The 15,184-nt window shown below is 72.8% G+C and carries 15 protein-coding genes, 1 tRNA gene and 3 pseudogenes; 13 read left to right on the top strand and 6 right to left on the bottom strand.

Annotated elements, in window-relative coordinates; genetic code table 11:
- The 5 genes and pseudogenes from E4P41_RS18725 to E4P41_RS18745 form a co-directional block, all read left to right on the top strand.
- Positions 1–422, top strand: a pseudogene (locus E4P41_RS18725) (hypothetical protein); the annotation flags it as partial.
- Positions 419–2,206, top strand: a complete 1,788-nt coding sequence (locus E4P41_RS18730; RefSeq protein ID WP_135142763.1) for a copper resistance CopC family protein — start codon at positions 419–421, stop codon at positions 2,204–2,206. The pseudogene E4P41_RS18725 and the gene E4P41_RS18730, both read left to right, overlap by 4 nt.
- A gap of 32 nt (positions 2,207–2,238) precedes the next feature.
- On the top strand, positions 2,239–2,991 hold the full coding sequence (locus tag E4P41_RS18735; RefSeq protein ID WP_135142764.1) for a YcnI family protein: 753 nt from the start codon (positions 2,239–2,241) through the stop codon (positions 2,989–2,991).
- Positions 2,988–3,656, top strand: a complete 669-nt coding sequence (locus E4P41_RS18740; RefSeq protein WP_135142765.1) for an SCO family protein — start codon at positions 2,988–2,990, stop codon at positions 3,654–3,656. Before E4P41_RS18735 ends, E4P41_RS18740 begins: the two co-directional genes overlap by 4 nt.
- On the top strand, positions 3,653–4,735 hold the full coding sequence (locus tag E4P41_RS18745) for a hypothetical protein (protein ID WP_135142766.1): 1,083 nt from the start codon (positions 3,653–3,655) through the stop codon (positions 4,733–4,735). Before E4P41_RS18740 ends, E4P41_RS18745 begins: the two co-directional genes overlap by 4 nt.
- Positions 4,736–4,830: 95 nt before the next feature.
- Here the strand turns inward: E4P41_RS18745 and E4P41_RS22785 are convergent, their stop codons facing one another.
- The 3 genes and pseudogenes from E4P41_RS22785 to E4P41_RS18755 all read right to left on the bottom strand — a co-directional run bounded on the left by E4P41_RS22785 (position 4,831) and on the right by E4P41_RS18755 (position 6,819).
- Positions 4,831–5,079 (bottom strand): hypothetical protein, encoded by a 249-nt coding sequence (locus E4P41_RS22785; protein WP_209307797.1) that lies wholly within the window; start codon positions 5,077–5,079, stop codon positions 4,831–4,833.
- Between the two features lie 45 nt (positions 5,080–5,124).
- Entirely contained in the window at positions 5,125–5,532 is a 408-nt protein-coding gene (locus E4P41_RS22790) for an NTP transferase domain-containing protein (protein ID WP_209307798.1), read from the bottom strand.
- 126 nt (positions 5,533–5,658) lie between these two features.
- Positions 5,659–6,819: pseudogene (locus E4P41_RS18755) on the bottom strand (CDP-glycerol glycerophosphotransferase family protein).
- A gap of 352 nt (positions 6,820–7,171) precedes the next feature.
- On the opposite strand from E4P41_RS18755, the gene E4P41_RS18760 reads away from it, so the two are divergent.
- From E4P41_RS18760 to E4P41_RS23450, 3 genes are all read left to right on the top strand, one after another.
- Positions 7,172–7,927 carry a M23 family metallopeptidase gene (locus tag E4P41_RS18760; protein ID WP_135142767.1) on the top strand — a complete coding sequence of 252 codons (756 nt, stop codon included), beginning with the start codon at positions 7,172–7,174 and terminating at the stop codon, positions 7,925–7,927.
- An 85-nt stretch (positions 7,928–8,012) separates the two neighbouring features.
- Positions 8,013–8,085, top strand: a tRNA-Ala gene (locus E4P41_RS18765).
- Positions 8,086–8,264: 179 nt separating this feature from the next.
- A complete protein-coding gene (locus E4P41_RS23450; protein WP_245177477.1) occupies positions 8,265–9,443 on the top strand; it encodes a hypothetical protein in 1,179 nt (392 codons plus the stop codon).
- On the opposite strand, the gene E4P41_RS18775 is transcribed toward E4P41_RS23450, so the two are convergent.
- Positions 9,385–9,684, bottom strand: a complete 300-nt coding sequence (locus E4P41_RS18775) for a helix-turn-helix domain-containing protein (RefSeq protein WP_135142768.1) — start codon at positions 9,682–9,684, stop codon at positions 9,385–9,387. The two genes, E4P41_RS23450 and E4P41_RS18775, sit on opposite strands and share 59 nt — an antisense overlap.
- A 340-nt stretch (positions 9,685–10,024) precedes the next feature.
- Between E4P41_RS18775 and E4P41_RS18780 the strand changes: the two genes are divergently transcribed.
- Positions 10,025–10,234 carry a DUF433 domain-containing protein gene (locus E4P41_RS18780; RefSeq protein WP_135142769.1) on the top strand — a complete coding sequence of 70 codons (210 nt, stop codon included), beginning with the start codon at positions 10,025–10,027 and terminating at the stop codon, positions 10,232–10,234.
- 574 nt (positions 10,235–10,808) lie between these two features.
- Here E4P41_RS18780 and E4P41_RS18785 read toward each other — a convergent pair.
- Entirely contained in the window at positions 10,809–11,012 is a 204-nt protein-coding gene (locus E4P41_RS18785) for a hypothetical protein (RefSeq protein WP_135142770.1), read from the bottom strand.
- A 580-nt stretch (positions 11,013–11,592) separates the two neighbouring features.
- On the opposite strand from E4P41_RS18785, the gene E4P41_RS18790 reads away from it, so the two are divergent.
- Positions 11,593–13,017, top strand: a complete 1,425-nt coding sequence (locus E4P41_RS18790; protein ID WP_135142771.1) for a hypothetical protein — start codon at positions 11,593–11,595, stop codon at positions 13,015–13,017.
- Between the two features lie 89 nt (positions 13,018–13,106).
- A complete protein-coding gene (locus tag E4P41_RS22365) occupies positions 13,107–13,274 on the top strand; it encodes a hypothetical protein (RefSeq protein WP_167761175.1) in 168 nt (55 codons plus the stop codon).
- Between the two features lie 50 nt (positions 13,275–13,324).
- On the opposite strand, the gene E4P41_RS18795 is transcribed toward E4P41_RS22365, so the two are convergent.
- The gene (locus E4P41_RS18795) at positions 13,325–14,164 is read right to left on the bottom strand and encodes an IS5 family transposase (RefSeq protein ID WP_135142772.1); all 840 of its coding nucleotides are present in this window, start codon (positions 14,162–14,164) and stop codon (positions 13,325–13,327) included.
- Between the two features lie 681 nt (positions 14,165–14,845).
- On the opposite strand from E4P41_RS18795, the gene E4P41_RS18800 reads away from it, so the two are divergent.
- Both E4P41_RS18800 and E4P41_RS18805 read left to right on the top strand, forming a co-directional pair.
- Positions 14,846–14,989: a type I restriction-modification system subunit M N-terminal domain-containing protein gene (locus E4P41_RS18800; RefSeq protein WP_209307799.1), complete on the top strand. Its 144-nt coding sequence runs from the start codon at positions 14,846–14,848 to the stop codon at positions 14,987–14,989.
- 29 nt (positions 14,990–15,018) lie between these two features.
- Positions 15,019–15,184, top strand: a pseudogene (locus E4P41_RS18805) (IS3 family transposase); the annotation flags it as partial.

The following is a 15,184-nucleotide window of genomic DNA, read 5'->3' on the forward strand; positions in this document are numbered from 1 at the left end:
GATCTGCGGCCGCCCGCGCCCGGCTGGCCACCGCCGGGCTGCGGCTGGCCCTGCTGGCGGTCGGGGTCGCCCAGGCCGGCTTCGCCTGGCCGTCGCTGGTCGCCGGTGCCGGCGCGATGAGCGCGCCGGTGCACATGGCGCACGAGACCGGGGCCTGGAACCTCGGCGTCGCCGTGGCCTTCCTCGCGGTGGCCGCCGCTCCCCGTCTGGCCGCCGGCGCGCTGCCCTTCCTCGGCACCTTCACCGTGCTGCTCGCCGTCCTCACCGTCGCCGACCTGCGGGCCGGGCACGTGCACGCCGATCGTGCGGTCGCGCACCTGCTGGTCCTGGTCGGGGTGGCGCTCGTGGCCGTCGTCGCCTGGCGGGGACGCCGACGCCGGCGGGCGGTGCCCGCCGTCGGCCGCGAGCGGGTGCCCGCGTGAGGCGCCCGGCACCGGGGGTGCTGCTGCTCCTGCCGGCCCTCCTCGGCCTGTGGCTGGGGGTGGGGGTGGCGACGGCGCCGTCCGCCGCCGCGCACGCCGAGCTGGTGTCGACCGACCCGGGGGAGGGCGCCCGCCTCGAGGAGGCGCCGGAGCAGGTGACCCTCACCTTCACCGAGGGCGTCTCCCTGGGCGCCGGCTACGCCCGCGTGCTCGACGCGTCGGGCGACCGGGTCGACGCCGGCACCGCCACGGTCGAGGGGGACAGCGTCGTCGTCCCGCTGCGCGCAGACCTGCCCGACGGCGGCTACCTCGTCACCTACCGAGTGGTCTCGGCCGACTCCCACCCCATCTCCGGCGCGTTCTCCTTCGTCGTCGGGGACGGCGAACTGGTGGCGGCGGACGCGGTCGCCGGCGGGGGCGGCACCGACCCGCTCGTCGCCGCGGCGCTGCCGGCCGCCCGCTGGCTGGGCTTCGCCGGGCTGGCCCTCGGCCTCGGCGTCCCCGTGCTCCTCCTGGCCGGGTGGCCGGCGGGCTGGAGCTCGCCCCGACTGTGCCGGATGGTGACCGGCGGCCTGGCCGCCGTCGCCGCGGGCGCGGCCCTCACCTTCCTCCTGCAGGGTCCGTACGCTGCGGGCAGCGGGCTGGGCTCGGTCGTCGACCCGGCACTGCTGCAGGCCACCCTCGCCTCGGCCAACGGGTCGACCCACCTGCTGCGGATCGTGCTCGTCGCGGGCCTGGCGGTCGTCCTGCGGTCGGTGTGGCGGCGCGGGGCCCCGACCCTCCCCGACGTGATCGCCGGCGGCGTCCTCGCGGTCGCCCTGGTGGTCACCGTGGCTGCCGTCGGCCACCCGGTCGCCGGGCCGCTGCCGGGCCTGGCGGTCGCAGCCGCCGCGGTGCACGTCGCCGCGATGGCCGTCTGGCTGGGCGGGCTGGCCGGGCTGCTCGGCGGGGTCCTCCGGGAGGACGCGCCGGCGGCGGACGTGGCCCGGGCCCTGCCCCCGTTCTCCCGGCTGGCCGCCGGCTCGGTGACCGCGCTGGTGGTCACGGGCGTCGTCCAGTCGGTGCGCGAGGTGGGCTCGCCGGTCGCCCTGGTGACGACGACCTACGGCTGGGTGCTGCTGGCCAAGCTCGCCCTCGTCCTCCTGCTGCTCGCCGCGGCCGGGGTCTCCCGGGTGTGGGTGCAGCAGCACCTGGGCGTCTCGCGGTCCCGGCCCGCGCCGCGCCGCCGGGTGACCGCACACGCGTTCGCCGCGAGCGAGGAGCCGGAGCCGGACCCGGTCGTCGCCTCCGCCGCCGGTGCCCGCGCCGAGGTGCAGGTGGCCGCAGCTGCGGCCGAGCGCCCCGCGCTGCGCCGGTCGGTGCTGGTCGAGCTGGCCGTCGGGCTGGTCGTGCTGGTGCTCTCGGCCGTCCTGGTCGGCACCCCGCCGGCGCGCGCGGAGGTGGCCCGGCCGGTGGACGTGACCCTGCCGGTGCAGACCGCGGCGGGGGAGGCCGGCAGCGTGCAGGTGTCGGTCGACCCGGCCGCCACGGGGCCGAACACCCTGCACGTCTACCTCCTCGACGAGGCCGGGCAGTTCACCCAGCCCGTCGACATCCGGGTGACCCTCACCGAGCCGGCCCAGGAGATCGGCCCGATCGACGTCCCCCTCGAACCTGCCGGGCCCGGCCACTACGTCGGCGACGGCATGGCCATCCCCGGCGCCGGCACCTGGACCCTCGCCGTCACCGTCCGGCTCGACGAGTTCACCGCCGGGACCGCCAGCACCACCTTCCCGGTGCGCTGATTCCTCCCTCCACCCGATCCGACAGGAGAACCGTGTCCACATCCCTGCCCCGACCGTTCGCGCGCCTCGGCGTCGTCGTCCTCGCCCTGCTGACGGCCCTGGCCGCCGCGCTCGTCGGGGCGGGCGCCGCCTCGGCGCACGTCGGCGTCTCGTCGACCGACGCCGAGCCCGGCGGCTTCGGCAAGCTCACCTTCCGCGTGCCCAACGAGAGCGACACCGCCAGCACCGTCGCGCTGCGGATCGCCATCCCGGAGGAGTCCGCGACGGCGTCGCTGCGCGCCCAGCCGGTGCCCGGCTGGACGGTCACCACGACCACCTCCGACCTGTCGACGCCGCTGGAGAGCCACGGCGAGCAGGTCACCGGCTACGTGTCGGTCGTCGAGTTCCGGGCGGAGGACGGCGGCGGCATCCGGCCCGGCGAGTTCCAGGAGTTCGCCCTCTCCGGCGGGCCGTTCCCGGACAGCGCGCAGCTGGCCTTCCCGACGGTGCAGACCTACAGCGACGGCACCGAGTCGGCATGGATCGAGCCGACCGTCGACGGGCAGCCGGAGCCCGAGCGTCCCGCCCCGGTGCTGACGCTGGCCGACACCTCCGCGGTCGGTCCCGGCCACGGTGTCGCCGAGGCGCCGACCACCGACACCGAGGCCGCGACCGAGAGCGCCACGGGCCACGGCGAGGCCGGCCCCGGCGCGCTCGCGCTGTTCGTGGCGATCCTCGCGCTGCTGACCGGGCTGGCCGGCGTCGTCCTCGGGTGGCGGGCCGGTCGTCGTACCGTGTCCTCGTGATTCCGTTCCACCGCAGCAGGCTGGCCGCCCTGGCCGTCTCGGCCGGGCTCGTGCTCGTCGGCTGCGGTGGCGCAGCCGCCGGCGAGGGCCAGGCCACCGACGCGAGCCACGACCACGGGGATGCCCCCGCCGCCGTGGTCGAGGCCCCCGAGGACCGCTACGCCGGGATCGACCTGCCCGACCCCTATCAGCGGCCCTCCTTCACCCTGACCGGTCCCGACGGCCAGCCCTACGACTTCGCCGCCGAGACCGCCGGGCGCCCGACGCTGCTGTTCTTCGGCTTCACGAACTGCCCCGACATCTGCCCGACCACGATGGCCGACGTCGCCGTCGCCCTGCGCGGGGTCGACCCGGCGCTGGCCGAGCAGGTGCAGGTGGTCTTCGTCACGACCGATCCGGCCTTCGACACCCCGGAGGTGCTCGCCGAGTACCTGGGCCGCTTCGACGCCGACCTGCCGACCCGCTTCGTCGGGCTGACCGGCGACCAGGCCGCGATCGACCGGGCGCAGCTGGCCGCCGGGGTGCCGCAGGCCGAGGACGACGGCCGGCTGCACTCGTCACTGCTGCTGCTGTACGGCGCCGACGACCTCGCCCACGTCGCCTTCGACGCGGGCAACACCAGCCGCGACATCGCCGGGGACCTCGGCCTGGTGGCCGGGGCGTGAATCGGGCGGCGGCCCGCCTGCTGGTCGTCGTCCTCGGGGCGCTGGCCGCCCTGCTGGTGGCCGGCCCGGCACTGGCGCACGTCGGCGGCGGAGCGGCCGGCAGCGACTTCGACGGGCGGATCCGGTCGGTCAGCCCGGCGCTCCCCGGCGTCTCGGTGCGGGTGCTGTCCTTCGGCGACGAGTTCGAGGTCGTCAACCCCACCGCGACCGAGGTCGAGGTGCCGGGCTACTCCGACGAGCCCTACCTGCGCATCGGCCCGGACGGTGTCTGGCGCAACGCGAACAGCCCGGCCACCTACATCAACCTCGACCGCTTCGGCCGGACGACGCTGCCGCCGCACGCCGGCCCGCACGCCGAGCCTGACTGGGTGCAGGTCTCGACCGAGCCGAGCTACGTGTGGCACGACCACCGGACGCACTGGATGAGCGAGGGCGTGCTGCCGCCTGCGGTGGCCGCCGACCCGACCCGCGACCACCTGGTGTCGGAGTGGGTCGTGCCGATGGCCTACGGCGGCACCGAGGTGGAGGTGCGAGGCGAGCTCACCTGGAGCCCGCCGCCCTCGCCGTGGCTGGTGTGGCCGCTCTACGCCGTCCTGGCGCTGGCCCCCGTCGCCGCCGCGCTGGTCGCCCGCACCCCCCGGCCCCTGGGGGCGCTGCTGCTGGTCGGTGCGGCGGGTGCGCTGTACCACGCGGCGACCACGCCGGAGCCGGCGGTGAGCGTCTCCTCCCACGCCGGCGCGGTCGTCTCGGCGCTGCTGCCCGGGCTGGCCGCCGTCGCCGTCGCGGGAGGCGGTTTCGTGGCGGCCCGCCGCGGTCGCGGGGGCCTGACCGCCCTGCTCGCCGTCGTCCTCGGCTGGCTGCTGCTCGTGCAGGGGCTGCCCGACGTCGACGTGCTGTGGACCGCGCACGTGCTGGCGAACGGCCCGGTGCTGCTGGCCCGCGCCGCGGTGGCGGTGCTGCTGGCCCTCGGCGCCGGCTGCGTCGTCGGTGGCCTGGTGGCGACCCGGCGGTTCCGCGAGCGCGGGCCCGCGGACCGCCCGGCCGACGAGCCGCGCCCGGTGGCCCGAATCGGCCGATGATCAGGTGAGCTGATCGTTCCGGCTCCGGGCTCACGACCAGTCGTGAGCCCGGAGCCGGAACGGTGAGCCAGGACGGCGCTGAGGCGCAGATCCGCTCAGGCCGGCTCGTCGGCGACCGGGTGCAGGTGTCCGCGCGCGGCGAAGAGCTCGTTGGCCCGCTGCAGGTCGGTCTCGAAGTCGACCTCGACGGCGGGGAAGCGGGAGATGTCCCGCGGCCGGAAGCGCAGCCCCGCGGAGGCGATCGCGGTTTCGATGCCGTGCTCGAAGTAGTCCTGGTCCGCGCAGGCGGCGAGGTGATCGACGAGCACGGGCTTGTCGGCGGACGAGACGTGGTTGATGCCCACCGCCTCGCCCAGGCCGCCGACGACGGTCTTCGACAGCTGCGCGATTTATCCGTCGGCGTCGACGGTGTATTTCACCTCCTCGTCGGCCACGGTGGAGGTGTCGACGCAGACGAAGCTCTCGTCGGACAGCAGCGCCGGCAGGGCCGCCTCCAGCACCGCCGGGTCGAAGACCACGTCGCCGTTGAGCCACAGCACCCCGCCGTCGCGGGTGGTGCGCAGCGCGCGCAGCAGGCTCTGCGAGGGGTTCGTGACGGCGAAGTGCGGGTTGTAGGAGAACCGGACGCCGTCCACGGCGGCCATCACCCGCTCCGCCGCGAAGCCGACCACGACGGTCACGTCGGCGGCCGGGCCGAGCACGGCGCGCAGGCCGTCGAGCTGGCGCTGCAGGATGCTGCGGCCGTCGTGCAGCGGGGTCAGCGGCTTGGGCCACGGCCGGCCCAGCCGGGTTCCCATGCCGGCGGCGAGGATCACCACCTGAAGCGGGGAGTGCTGCGGCGCCCGGGGGCCGGGACGTCGGGCAGCGTGCGGTCGTGGACCGGATGCGCGGTGGCGGCGCGGTCAGCGAGCACTGTCGTCCCCTCATCGGGTCGTGGGTGTTCCGGCGGGCGGGACCGGCGAGAAGAGCAGGTCGAGCACGCGCTCGGTGGCGTGCCCGTCGTCCAGGGAGCAGAAGGTCTCCCGGAACCGGGCGTAGCGCTCCGCGAAGGGGGCGGTCGCCGCGTCGAGGTCGGCGAGCGCGTCGACGAGCGCGGTGCTCGTCCCCAGCAGCGGCCCGGGCGTGACCTCCTCGAGGTCGACGTAGAAGCCGCGCAGGTCGTCCCGGTAGTGGGCGAGGTCGTAGGTGAAGAAGAGGATCGGCTTGCCCCGTGACGGCGAAGTCGAACATCACCGATGAGTAGTCGGTGTCCAGGACGTCGGCGGCGAGTAGAGCTCCGCGGGGTCGGGCTCGTCGGAGACGTCGACGACCGGGAGGCCGGCCGGCAGGTCGAGCCGGTCGGCGACGATGCTGTGCAGCCGCACCAGCAGGACGTGGTCCCCGCCGAGCCGTCCGGCGAAGTCGGCGAGGTCGACGCGCAGCTCGACATCGCGGTCGCCGATGCGGTCGAGGACCAGGTCGTCGCGCCAGGTCGGCGCGTAGAGGACCGCCGTCGTCCCCTCGGGGATGCCCAGCCGGTCGCGTACCCGGGTGCGGACGGCGTCCCGGTCGGGGCTGCTCAGCACGTCGTTGCGCGAGTAGCCGGTCTCGTGCACCGGCCCGCTGAAGCCGAAGGCCCCGCGCAGCCGCTGGGTGCTCGCCGCGTTGGGGGAGAGCAGGTGGTCCCACCGGGCGACGTCGAGGTCGGCGTCGTCCAGCCAGCCCGGGCGCACGGGCCGGACGTCGTGGTGGATCCGCTTGAGCGGCGTGCCGTGCCAGGTCTGCAGGTAGGTGGTCCCCGACTGCTTGTCCCAGCGCATGGACATGCAGTCGTTGGCCACGACGACGCCGGCCGACTCGAGCGCGGCCCGGGCCTCCGGGGTGTTGTAGAGGACCGTGTGCACGTCGGGCGGGAAGGTGCCCTGCGTCGCCGGCGTGCACAGCCAGGTGTGCGTGGCCTCCGGTCCGCCGCGGGCGAGGCGCCCCTCGTAGACGGCACGCGGGTTGTCGGCGTAGAGCCCGCGGAAGCTGAACCAGACGACCCTCATCGGCGACGGCCCTGGCCGGGTGCGGCCGGGCGCGGTCCACGCCTCGTCATGCGGCATCTGGTCCTTCTCGTGCGGTGCGGTGATCACTCCTCTGCCGACGGGCCTGGCCCGGGTCGGCGGGCTCCTGCCGCGGGTGAACGGGAGTCGTCGACCGGGTGGTGCAGCGTCGACAACAAGTACACGCAGGGAGCGGCGGCCGTCGAGTCGGGCCGCGCCGCTCGATGCCTAATCGAGGCCTGGAGACCCTTCCGCCCGACGTGGGACGCGTGGGACGTGTGGGACATCACTCTCGGCGTGTTCCCGAGGACACGCCGGACGGCCGGTCACGAATCCATCACGCAGTGTTTGGATCGGCCGCAACCCCATCGAGCCCGGCGACGGGCCTTCTTCCCTCGAGACGGGTAGGTGCATGGCCGGACGGCGTCGCGCTCAGCGCCCCGGGGACCTCCGGGTCCCCGCTCCTCCCCGGCCCCGTCGGTCGGCCTCGGATCCGCGCCGCGGTCCGCTGCTGCTGGCGGCGCTCGTCGCCGGTGGGCTGGTCGCGGGGGTCACCGGCGTCTCGACCGCGCCCGACGCCGCGGCGGAGCCGACCTCGGTGCTCGCCGCCCAGATGGAGCTCGCCACCATCGGCGACGACGTCGAGACGCTGCCCATGGCCTCGATCACCGTCGCCGAGGCCGAGGCCCGGCTGGCCGAGGTGGCCGCCTCCCGCGCCGAGCGGGCCGCCGCGGAGGCTGCCGCCGCGGAGGCCGCTCGGGAAGCCGCCCGCCCCAAGGCGGTGCTGCCGGTCGACGGCGCCCGGCTCACCAGTGGCTACGGCTCCCGGTGGGGCACCTTCCACTACGGCATCGACCTCGCCGCCCCCATGCGGACGCCGGAGTACGCGGCCGTCGACGGCGTCGTCCTGCGGGCCGGCTCGGCCAGCGGCTTCGGGCTGGCCGTCTACATCCTCCACGAGAACGGCGACGTGACCGTCTACGGCCACATGGACGAGATCCTCGTCGAGCCGGGGCAGTACGTGGAGGCCGGCGAGACCATCGCGCTGCTGGGCAACCGCGGCCAGTCGACCGGCCCGCATCTGCACTTCGAGGTTCACAAGGGCGGGATGAACGGCAAGCGGATCGACCCCATCCCGTGGCTGGCCGAGCGCGGCGTCGACATCTGACCCGACGGCCGCCCCCCGGCGCCGGGTGGCCGTCCGGGCCCTGTACAGTCGTTCCCGGCCCGGACGCACCGGACCGGGTCGGCACGGGGCTGTGGCGCAGCTGGTAGCGCACCACACTGGCAGTGTGGGGGTCAGGGGTTCGAGTCCCCTCAGCTCCACCCCGACGACCAGGCCGTTCCCCTTCCGGGGAGCGGCCTGAGTCGTCTCTGGTTGCAGTTGTGGTTGCAGTTCGCCCACCCTTACCTGGCAGCAGCAGGGTGCCCATGCGGTCGGCGGCTTCGCGGGCGAGGGCCGGCATGACGTGGCTGTAGATGTCCATCGTGGTGCGCATCTGGCTGTGGCCGAGCAGCTCCATGACCACGCGCGGGTGCACGTTCTCGCTCAGCAGCAGAGTGGCGGCGGTGTGCCGGCCGTCGTGCAGGCGGACGTGGCGGACGCCGGCCTGCTGCAGCAGCCGCGTCCAGTCGTCGTAGTCGGTCTTCTTGTCGATCGGCCGGCCGTTGGCCTGCGCGAAGACGAGGTGCTCGTCGTGCCACTCGGAGCCGGCCAGCATCCGCTCGCCGAGCTGCGCGCCCTTGTGCCGGTGCAGCTCGCCGACGAGAGGCATCGGCAGGGCGAGCGTGCGCTGGCTGCGGCGGGTCTTGGGCTCCTCGTAGATCAGCCCGCCGCCGCGGACCCGGTGGATGCTCCGCCGGACCGTGAGCGTGCCGGTGAGCAGGTCGACGTCCTTCCACTGCAGCGCCAAGGCCTCGGACTGGCGCAGGCCGAGGGCCAGCGCGACGGTCCAGCGGGCGGAGTTGCGCACATGAGCCGCGGCTTCGAGCACGGCACGGGCCTCGCCGAGGTCGAGGGCGGTGGCGACGTCGCTGGCGCGCTGGGCGGGCGGGTCGACGAGGGCGGCGACGTTGCGCGGGACGTGGCCGCGCTGGACGGCGACGGTGAGCGCCCGGGACAGGATGCGGTGGTGCCGCAGCACGGAGGCGGGGGAGTAGCCGTCGTCGAGCAGGGCGGTGTAGAGCTGGTCGAGGTGTTCGGGCCGCAGCCGGTCGAGGCGGTGCCGGCCGACGCCGGGGATCAGGTGCCTGCGAACGGCCGACTCGTAGCTTTCCACGGTCCGCTGTCGCACGCGGCGCGGGGCGATGGTCGTCAGCCAGTGCTCGAGCCACTCGGCGACCGTCGGGGTCGACGTCTCGCCGACCGTCCCGGAGTCGCGCTTGCGCTCGAGTTCACGGACCTTCGTGACCACGACGCCGCGGCTCTTGCTGCTGACGTGTCGGCGGTCGAGCTTGCCCTCCAGCGTGAACCCGACGGAGACGTAGCCATGCCAGCGTCCGTCGGCGCCCTTGTAGATCGTCGACTCGCCGTTCGAGGCGCGTCCCACCATCGGTCACTCCTGGGTCGTGGGCTGGAGTGTCAGTCTGGGCGAGCGGTCCGACACCGGCGGAGCGGTTGTGGATTCACGCGGCATCGGGCGACGTCGGGCCGAGTTCGAAGAGTCCGTGCTGGTCCGTGGTAGTCCGGGCACGGCGCAGCGCACGAGGAGCGGTGCGCGGAGCTTCCAGGCCGCGAACGTAACGTTCGAGCTCGCTGCGGGAGAGGCGGCAGCTCCGGCCGATGTGGACCGCCCGCAGGTCGCCGGCCTTCATCAGCGCGTACACCGTCGTGCGCCCGAGGCGGAGCACCGTGGCGGCCTCCTCCGGTGTGAGCAGCAGCGGGTCGCTGGAGACCGGCTCACGAGGTCGCTGCTCATCGCCCATCTCGCCCTCCTCGTCCTGTGGCCCCGTGCGCCGGCGCCCGGCGTCGCACGCCTACCTGGAGAAGGCGCCATTTCTGGCCGGTTGGTGACAGTGCCCGGCGAAGTTCCTGTTTTTCTCCAGTCCCTGCTGTCCGAGCTCCTGATCACCTGGGGCCGACGTCCGTCGAGTTGCTCGGTCTCCTGACCTGCTCCGGCGGGCCTCCGGTCTTCCTCCGGTACGTCGAGCGGTTCGCGCGGTGTCATGCGGTCGCGCAGGCATCGAGGGTCCAGCTCGACGAGGCCCGCACGGTCCGGGGCTCGGCGTGCTGGGCGTAGATCGCGGGCGCGGGCACCCTGGGCGCATGGGCTCCGACCTTCTGGGGTTGATCACCAGCGATCCGGCCATGCTGAGCGGCCAGGCGGTGATCGCCGGCACCCGCGTGCCGGTCAGCGTGGTGCTCGACTGCCTGGCCGCCGGAATGAGCCCCGAAGAGGTCGTCGCGGAGTATCCGACCCTGACCTCGGAAGGCGTGCAGGCGGCCGCCGCCTACGGGGGCGTTGCTGGCCCGTGAGGAACTGGTGCCGCTAACGCCTGAGTGAGGGTCCAACCCCACGTCTTCGGCAGGGTCGCCGCTGCGTGCGGCGCCACGTCACCCCGTCAGCGGACCTTCGCACCGTCGGCGACCCGATCGGCTACGTACACGCGTCCTCGCCTGCACGCTCTCCGCGGCCATCTCGACTGCCGAACCAGACAAGATCACGAGCCGACACACCTTATGCATCCAGGGCTGCGCAATTCGTTGTGACGAGTAGCCGACGACGGGGTGACAGAGGTGCGGTCAGCTGCCCAGACGGCATGCCGCGCGGGCGTCACCGGCGCGCGCTACCCCTCGCACTGGATCGGTGGGCCTCTCGGCGGGGCGTGCTGCGCGGCCAGGGGGCACTGCCGTCCAGCAGGCCGGGAGTCACGTCGCTAGCGAGGACCAGTGGCCCGCCGGTCGGGGTGACGTCGGGCCGGTCGGGTCGTCACCGCCCCCGTCACCTACGTCACCCCCCGTTGGCCTCCCGCTCCACGACAACTGTCGCGACGTCACCGTCGGCGCCGGTGCGCTACAGGAGAAATACGGGAGCTCCGGCTCCGGGCGCTCAGGGGAGGTCAGGTGCGCCGCTCCAGCGCGCCCGCCGCCGGTAGGACCGCAGGACCGGGTCCAGTGCCCGGCCGAGGGCCGGCAGGTCCCGGTCGTAGACGCGGCCGTGATCCAATTGACCGGCGAGCTCGCCGAGCAACCGCGGCCAGTCTCGACGGGTCGGCTCGAGGGGTACCCGGATCTCGACCTGCCGCTCGACCACCTGCACTGCCGTCCGGCCGGAGTTCGCCGCACGGGTCTGCTCCCAGGCCCGGTGCCGGCAGGTGGCCGAGCACCACTTCGGGATCGGGCCGCGCCTGCGCGAGGTGATTGGTCCGCCGCACCATCCGCAGGTCGTCGCGGCGATGCGGCGTTCGGGCCCGTCCGCCGCAGGGCCGGCCTGGTCCGGACGGGGGCGCTTCACTGCGGCCTGCTGGTGGCGTTGACGGCGTTGTTGCTCACCTGCCCGCCGTCGTGCCCGGTATTCGGGGGTGCCGCTCGTTCCCATGGCATGAAGTCTGCTGGCAGATCTCCTGTAACCCGTCACCACGAGCTCTCAGACCCTAGATACAGGAGGTGTGTGGCACTTGATCTTGTGAGTCTGCAGTAGGGCGGCCCCCTCGCGCAGGGCAACGTGCCCGCCGTACCTTCACGGCGTGCGGTTGGCAGGGTACGGGCGGTGGCCGGGCCGGCAGGTCGGTGAGGCAGCGGTACCTGCTTCCTCACCGCCCGATCTGACCGAGAACTGGGAAGGGGTGACGCTGCCTCTCTTGCTCCAGCCAGACGAGTGGCGACTTCGCGCGGTGGAGCAGCTCTCCGTTCGCAGCGCCCGTGTCGGCGTCAGGCGCCGGTCACTGCACGTCAACCCGTTGGGTGTGCTCCTGGGGCAGGAGGTTGGCGACGACGTCGAGTCCGCGTACGTCCTCTTGCCTGTCGTCATGATGACCAAACGCCCACTCTTCGGGTTCAACATTGCCGTCGATGACAAGCCCGCCTACCTCGTCCACCGAAGGGCGACCGCCGAGATCGAGGCCGGGCACGTTCGCGCGCTCGCCGAACGCGAAGGCGTTGCGACAGACGACCTCACGGATGCCGTCTTGGCAGCCATCTGCGAGTTCACTCCCGCGCCTTGGGAGCGCTTCCGAAGGACGTATCGCTTCCGCCCCCGCCGGGCTCTGCGCCGCTACTTGGAGGAGGGGCTGTCGCCGCTCACCGACGATTCCAGCGGGGACTCGTTGCTGACCCGACTACGAACCGCGGTTCGTGGGGCCATCCAGGAGCGGTTCCCTGCTCTGGCAAGCCGGTCTGCACACGTCGAACGACGCGCAAGAACGCCCCTGCGCATCAAAGATGAGCAGTTCGCCGAGCTCCGTGCTTCCTCGCAGCAGACTGGGCGACTGCTGCGACAGGCCCTTGGCGAGGGTTCGAGCGCGACCTCTTCCGCGGACGAGCCGTTGCTAGTGGCCCCCCTCCTCGCCGACCGGGGGGACGTCCAGAGCGTGGACGACCTCCTGAGGGCGATCACCTCTCTGGGAACCTTCGTGAATCGGCTTGTCGCCGTGGCCAATGGGCCGAGGCGCTCACTAACGCTTCGCACGCTGGCCGACTACGGCCGAAGGTGGCAGTCCATGGTTTGGTGCGAGGTTCCCCTCCGTCGCCCGTTCGTCGTCACAACCGAGCATCAGGTTCCGCTCGGCTTCGGTCCGCTCTTGCCGCGGGCGCGCCAGCCGTTCGACCTCTCGGACGCTCGGAGCAACCATGTGACGCTGGAGGTTGCGGTGGAGAACGTGGACATCGGCGCTGTGCAACTTCGTGGTGTGGACGGCAAGCAGACCGAGCGGACGCTCGCCTCGGGTCTACGGAAGTCTCGAGAGCACTGGGGTCTGTACACCTCCGAGAGAGACAGAGACCGCCGCGGCGTGCTCCGCCTCAGCCTCCGAGCCCCGCTCGCGATCCGCATACCTACCTGGACGATCCATGCTCTGACGTGGGTTGCCGTCGGGCTAACCATAGTCAGCCTTGACCGTGGCACCCTGACCACCGACGATCTGGCCGTGCTGGTGGTTCCAACGACCTTCGCGGCATCGCTGCTCTTGACGCGTGAACGCAACTCGTTGGCCTACCGGATCCAACGTCTCAGCCGCGTGGGGACCGCGCTCGCCATCGCGGCCCTATGGATCCTGGCCGCCTACGCCTACATCGGCCAACACCTGGTGCCGCCTCAATGAGCCGCGGCAAGTCAGCCGTACGCTGTCGGCACTCTGCGGCAGACTGGAAGCAGGAGCAGCGGAGCGGCAAGGACACCGAGGAGGGCCACGTGGCTAAGAACACGGGCAAGGGACGCCGAACCGGGGCCGTCACGGGACGTAGCCAGGTGAAGAACCCAACCTCCGGCCTCTGGACCAAGCGCAACACGTCGTCCGGCCAGTTCGTGGCTGTCAAGAAGTCAGGCGATGTCTTCAAGGGCGTCCGCAAAGAGAACTGAGCGCGCAGTGTGCCGCTGGCGACCTGTCCCTAAGGGCCCCCGCCAGTAGGTCAGCGGATGCGTCGTGATCGTGGTCGGTCGTCCCAGCGGTACAGCAGCCAGGCGGCCCGGCACAGTGCACGGACGGTGACGATCGCGGCGGCCAGGGCGAGGTAGGCATCGACGCAGTCGCGGCGGCGTTCGGTGCAGCGGCGCAGCTTGCCGAAGTCGTTGAGCCAGGAGTTGGTCCGCTCCACCACCCAGCGCCGGCCGACCTGGATCGGTGCCGGTTCGCCGCGGTGGGCGATCTGCCCGGCCAGGCCGCGTTCGTCTAGCGCTTCCCGGCAGGGCCGGTAGTCATAGCCGGCATCCAGGTGCACCAAGACGTCGGCGGGCAGCGGCGCGAAGTCCTTGAGCGCGTCCAGCGTCTGGGGCAGCAACGTGTCGTCGCGGGTGTTGGCCGGCGCGGACACCGTGGCCAGCGGCACCCCGGCGCCCTCGCACAGCTGCGAGCGCTTCATCCCGCCCTTGCCCCGGTCGACCGGGCTGCGACCGGCGCACTCACCCCCGCAGGGCGCCTTGGTGGTGCAGCCGTCCACGGCCAGGTGGTCCAGGTCCAGGCCGATCATCTTGTCGTAGGCGTCCAGGCAGGCCAGCCGCAGCCGGTCGAAGACGCCCAACCGGATCCACTCGTCCCGGCGGCGGCGCAGCGTGGTGGCCGAGCAGGTGGCGTCGGCGATCCGCTCGTAGCCGGCGCCGAACATCAGCACCTGCACGAGCTTGTCGAACACCACGGCATCGGCGATGCGCGGCCGGTGGCAGCCCAACGGGTGCTCATCGACACGCTCAGGCAGCAGGGCGAGGAACTCCTCGCGCAGCGGATCAAGGATGCACGATGGGACGGCAGGCACGAGCGGTCCACATCTCACGGAGCGTTAGCACCTTCGCGAGCGTGGCCCTCGTGCCTGCCCCCGACGATCAGCCACGCCGAGCGCGGTGATCATCCCTATTGGCGGACGCCCTAAGTGGGCGGCGCAGGGACAGGGCATCTTCGCGGACGAGAACGAGCCCGCGGCGGCCGGCTGAGGGTCGAAGGGCACCCCGACGGCGCTGCTATCCATCACAACGACTTGCGGGCTCCAAAGTGCAAGACGCGTGTTGCCTCGTGATCTTGGAATCTCCAGATGCCTGATGAGGGCACCGGCCGGGAGGCGGCGTGAGCCTCGCTCGGCGCCAGTGGGAACTGGAAGCCTTCTGGAAGGGCTGAACTCGGCGCGGCGCCTGTCGCTGCACGGAGGAGTGCCGGCTCTTGTCAGTGTCGGGGCCCTTCGGAGCGTCGACGGCCGTCCCAACCCGCTCGGCCGCGAGCGACGAGGTGCGGGCGTGTGGCGTTCCGGATCTGCCGGTGGGCGCGCATAGGGTCGCTGCGTGTAGCCCCGCCGGGTCCGTCCGTGGACCCGGCAGCGCCTCCGTCGGCTACCTGGGAGGGCGAGCAGTCTGATGTCGGTCCGGTCCTTGTTGATGACCAACGGCCTAGGTGCCTGGTGCCGCTTGCTTCGGACTGAGCGACTCACCGAGGGGAGCGCTCGCTGATGGCGCGGCTGACGCTGCCGCAGCTGGAGCGGCACCTCTTCGCCGCGGCCGACGTGCTGCGGGGCTCGATGGAGGCCTCCGCGTACAAGGAATACATCTTCGGCATGCTGTTCCTGAAGTATGAATCGTCCTGGGGCAGGTGAAGGGTCCAACCAGCAAGGAGACTGGACCTGTGTCTGCACCACGGAAGTTCGACTCGGAGACTCGGGAGCGCGCGGTCCGCATGTACGCCGACCGGGTGCGTGACGGCGAGTCGAAGCTCGCTGCCCGGCGCAAGGTCGGCGAGTTGCTCGGCGTCAACCCGGCGACGCTGCGGAACTGGGTTGAGACGGCCGAGA

This window comes from Geodermatophilus sp. DF01-2, assembly GCF_004571065.1.
Taxonomy (GTDB): Bacteria; Actinomycetota; Actinomycetes; order Mycobacteriales; family Geodermatophilaceae; genus Geodermatophilus.

What these genes read in the sequence shown, in the direction of transcription:
- E4P41_RS22790 (WP_209307798.1), bottom strand. Translation starts at nt 5,532, where the DNA reads ATGGGAACCCGGCTGGGCCGGCCGTGGCCCAAGCCGCTGACCCCGCTG.
- E4P41_RS18800 (WP_209307799.1), top strand. Translation starts at nt 14,846, where the DNA reads ATGGCGCGGCTGACGCTGCCGCAGCTGGAGCGGCACCTCTTCGCCGCG.
- E4P41_RS18775 (WP_135142768.1), bottom strand. Translation starts at nt 9,684, where the DNA reads ATGGGCGATGAGCAGCGACCTCGTGAGCCGGTCTCCAGCGACCCGCTG.
- E4P41_RS18780 (WP_135142769.1), top strand. Translation starts at nt 10,025, where the DNA reads ATGGGCTCCGACCTTCTGGGGTTGATCACCAGCGATCCGGCCATGCTG.
- E4P41_RS18760 (WP_135142767.1), top strand. Translation starts at nt 7,172, where the DNA reads ATGGCCGGACGGCGTCGCGCTCAGCGCCCCGGGGACCTCCGGGTCCCC.